This window comes from Vicinamibacteria bacterium (assembly GCA_035620555.1).
Lineage (GTDB): Bacteria > Acidobacteriota > Vicinamibacteria > Marinacidobacterales > SMYC01 > DASPGQ01.
Genome location: DASPGQ010000339.1, coordinates 1 through 2,446, shown reverse-complemented (window position 1 = coordinate 2,446; position 2,446 = coordinate 1). Strand labels below are relative to the sequence as shown.

Annotated in this window: 3 protein-coding genes; 2 read left to right on the top strand and 1 reads right to left on the bottom strand. The window is 62.3% G+C overall.

Translation table 11 applies throughout. The annotated features are described in order from the left end of the window. Window positions 1–195: hypothetical protein (locus tag VEK15_13830; GenBank protein ID HXV61771.1), on the top strand; the 195-nt coding region annotated here is incomplete at its 5' end. Between the two features lie 96 nt (window positions 196–291). On the opposite strand, the gene VEK15_13825 is transcribed toward VEK15_13830, so the two are convergent. Further along, the gene (locus tag VEK15_13825; GenBank protein ID HXV61770.1) at window positions 292–507 is read right to left on the bottom strand and encodes a hypothetical protein; all 216 of its coding nucleotides are present in this window, start codon (window positions 505–507) and stop codon (window positions 292–294) included. Between the two features lie 215 nt (window positions 508–722). Here VEK15_13825 and VEK15_13820 point away from each other — a divergent pair, with 215 nt between their 5' ends. After that, the gene (locus VEK15_13820) at window positions 723–2,018 is read left to right on the top strand and encodes a transposase (GenBank protein HXV61769.1); all 1,296 of its coding nucleotides are present in this window, start codon (window positions 723–725) and stop codon (window positions 2,016–2,018) included. Window positions 2,019–2,446 lie beyond the last annotated feature (428 nt).

Sequence of the window (2,446 nt, the reverse complement as noted above, 5' to 3'; positions counted from 1 at the left end):
TGGGACGGCCTGATGACGGTGGTCTATCAGGACGAGCACTACGAGGTGGCCGGCTACGAGACAGGCGCGCGGCCGCGGCCCCACATCTACCTGCTGCGCAAGATCCCCGAAGGGAAGGTCATCCGTGCCATGCACCCCTACCGGCCGGACGAAGTCCTCCGCGATCCCAACCCAGGCGATCAGCCGCAGCGGTAGTGAAGTGAAGATGAGGAGGTTTCGAACCGAGTATCGCAAGAGGCTCCAGGTCGACCACTTGCTCGTGCCGCCCGCGCGTTCGTTGACGGAGAAAGGCTAGCTGGCGACTCGAAATCCGACCCACGAGACCAGCCCCCGGAAGAAACGGTGGCGCTCCGGGCACCGCAGGAGTGCGTCCAACACCTGACGATCGAGGAGCTTGAAGTCGGAGTCTCCCTTCAGATCGCGGCCGAGCGAGCGGCCCATCAACTCGTAGAACAGGCGTGAAAGTGCGCGGTAGGCGAGCGTCTCCCGACCCCGGTACATCTTCACGCCGTTCACCCCTCGCGCGCTGGGGAGCCGGCCCAGGTCCGGATAAAGGGCGCGCGGCCTCGGAGGAGAACGCCGCCGACGCCTCGGGGCGACGGGCATGACGCCAAGGTGACGCGGCTTCCGGAAACGTGGGGAGCGGGCCAGCTCTTCGGGCCCTTCGCGACCTCGAGGGAGGTTCCAAGTAGCCGATCTCGTCTTTACCCGCCATGGGCGCCATGGCGGCATCATCTGCCTTTCTCCCCGGGGCAGAGGATTGCCCTCCCTTTTACCGACCAAGGAATCCGCGCGCCACCTCCCTCTATCAGCTCCTGGACAAGCACTACGAAACCGTGAAACTCCTGTGGGAACAGCGATTCGAGCGGCGTTACGGCTTCTGGCAAGGGTATCGGGATAACGCCGTCGCCAGCTATCTCGACTGCGGACTTTTCGAATCAGGCTTCGCCCGCGCCGTCTGTCCAAAGTGTCGCTTCGAGTTCCTCGTCGCGCTCTCCTGTAAAGGCCGAGGACTCTGCCCGTCGTGTGGGGCGAAGCGTGCGGCGCTCTTCTCGGCCCTGCTCCAAGAACACATTCTCGCCGATGTCCCCCATGCTCAGTGGGTCTTTTCGTTGCCCAAGATGCTCCGGCTCTACTTTCTCTTTCATCGAGAGCTTCTCGGAGAGTTCGCACGACTCGCCTACGAGACCGTCCGCGAGATGATGGCCGCTGCCGTCGACGAGCCCGATGCCCGCCCTGGCATGGTCGCTGTCATCCAGACCTTCAGCTCGTCGCTGCGGTGGAATCCGCACATCCATGCCATCGCCTCCAGAGGCCTATGGACACCCGACGGCGTGTGGGTTCCCGTCCCTTACGTCGATGAGCACCGAGCCGAGCTCCTGTTCCGACACAAGATGTTCCGACTTCTCCGCGACCGTGGGCTCATTTCCCAAGAGCGCATCGACCTGCTCCTTTCGTGGAGGCATTCGGGTTTTAGCGTCCACAATCGAACCACGGTCTATCCCAATGATACCGAGGGGCTGCACAAGCTGGCGTGCTACCTCATGCGAGCGCCCGTCAACCTCTCACGACTGCGCTTCGACCGCGACTCCGGACTGCTCGTCTTTGAGCCCAAGCCCGGACACGAACTCGACGATGAGGCTTTGACCGACCCGCTCGAATTTCTCGCTCGGGTGCTCGTCCACATCCCCGAGCCCAACAAACATCTCGTCCGATTCTACGGTGCTTACGCCAACCGCGTCCGTTCCGAGACAATCGCTTCCAACCACTCCGCCGTAGACGGGCCGGAAGGCACCGAGGAAGCTCCCCAGCAAAGACGCGCTCTGCGCAAGCGATGGGCCGAGCTTGTTTACCGTATCTACGAGGTCGACCCTTTGACCTGTCCGAGATGCAGGGGAAAAATGAAGCTCCTCGCCTTCATCGTCGACCCTGCCGTCATCCGACGCATCTTGGACCATCTCCAGCACAAAGCCCCTTCTAGAGCTCCTCCCGAACCGTCCGAACTCGCCGTCCACTAAGGGCCCGCGCAAAATTCACGCTCCATGTGTGTCCCGAACCTCCAAACCGCCACCGCCCTCCGTTTGCGCTGCTACCGGCGTCCGATCATTGCCCAGCACCGTGCCTTCACCAACAGCCAAACACTCGTCTCGTCGACGAAATTCTCCTCGTCGCCCTCAACGTCGACGATACAAATGCCTATTTGTTTGTGCCACTCGAGGGCATCGTCGTCAACGGCGGTGTACGCATCGAGTTCTGAGCGCCCGACATGACGAGAGCAAATAGGATCAGCGCCACGCGGTATATCGTGTTCACCGGCACCCGTCCACGACACGAAAACCCCCGAGCTCCGCGTTCGAGCATCCCGGTTCCTTGCGGGTGGGGCGACCGCCGCGCTAAGTTCGATCGACGACCATGGGTGACATCTCGGAGTTTCCGCTCGCGATCC